1 protein-coding gene is annotated in these 1,121 nt (G+C 39.6%); it reads right to left on the bottom strand.

The genetic code is table 11. From position 1 onward, the window contains the following. On the bottom strand, positions 1 to 1,121 hold a 1,121-nt coding region (locus L1S34_RS14755), incomplete at both ends, for an MBG domain-containing protein (RefSeq protein WP_236364856.1).

Here is a 1,121-nt window from a genome sequence, read left to right as displayed (position 1 = left end):
GTATCTCCATTTACAGCACCTGTTACCACCGCTGTTAGAGCAGGATTAAGATCACCGTAAACTTTTGTTTTATCAGCAACTACTACAGTTGCAGTCTTAGGTGTGATAGTAAGTGTTGCATCTGTTTTGGTAACAGTATAATTAGGATTGCTTCCTAAAGTTGCAACGATTGGATAAGTTCCCACATTTGAAGTAGTCGTTGCAGTGGTAGCTAAGGTATAGTTAATAGTATCTCCATTGATAGCACCAGTAACAGTTGCAGTCAAAGCTGGATTAGCCTCACCGTATACTTTAGTTTTATTCGCAGCTACTACAGTTGCAGTCTTAGGGGTAACAGTAAGAGTTGCATCTGTTTTGGTAACAGTATAATTAGGATTGCTTCCTAAAGTCGCAACGATTGGATAAGTTCCAACATTTGATGCAGTCGTTGCAGTAGTTGCAAGGGTATAGTTAATCGTATCTCCATTTACAGCACCTGTTACCACCGCTGTTAAAGCAGGATTAAGATCACCGTACACTTTTGTTTTATCAGCAGCTACTACAGTTGCAGTCTTAGGTGTAACAGTAAGATTTGCATCTGTTTTGGTAACAGTATAATTAGGATTGCTTCCTAAAGTCGCAACGATTGGATAAGTTCCCACATTTGATGTAGTCGTTGCAGTGGTTGCTAGGGTATAGTTAATAGTATCTCCATTGATAGCACCAGTAACAGTTGCAGTCAAAGCTGGATTAACGTCACCGTATACTTTTGTTTTATCAGCAGCTACTACAGTTGCAGTTTTAGGGGTAACAGTAAGATTTGCATCTGTTTTAGTAACAGTATAATTAGGATTGCTTCCTAAAGTCGCAACGATTGGGTAATTCCCTACATTTGATGTAGTCGTTGCAGTGGTTGCTAGGGTATAGTTAATAGTATCTCCATTGATAGCACCAGTAACAGTTGCAGTCAAAGCTGGATTAACGTCACCGTATACTTTCGTTTTATCAGCAGCTACTACAGTTGCAGTCTTAGGGGCAACAGTAAGAGTTGCATCTGTTTTGGTAACAGTATAATTAGGATTACTTCCTAAAGTCACCGCGATTGGATAAGTTCCTACATTTGAAGTAGTCGTTGCAGTGGT

The organism is Flavobacterium sp. K77 (assembly GCF_021608205.1).
GTDB classification, from domain to species: domain Bacteria; phylum Bacteroidota; class Bacteroidia; order Flavobacteriales; family Flavobacteriaceae; genus Flavobacterium; species Flavobacterium turcicum.
This window is presented reverse-complemented; position numbering and strand designations above follow the sequence as displayed.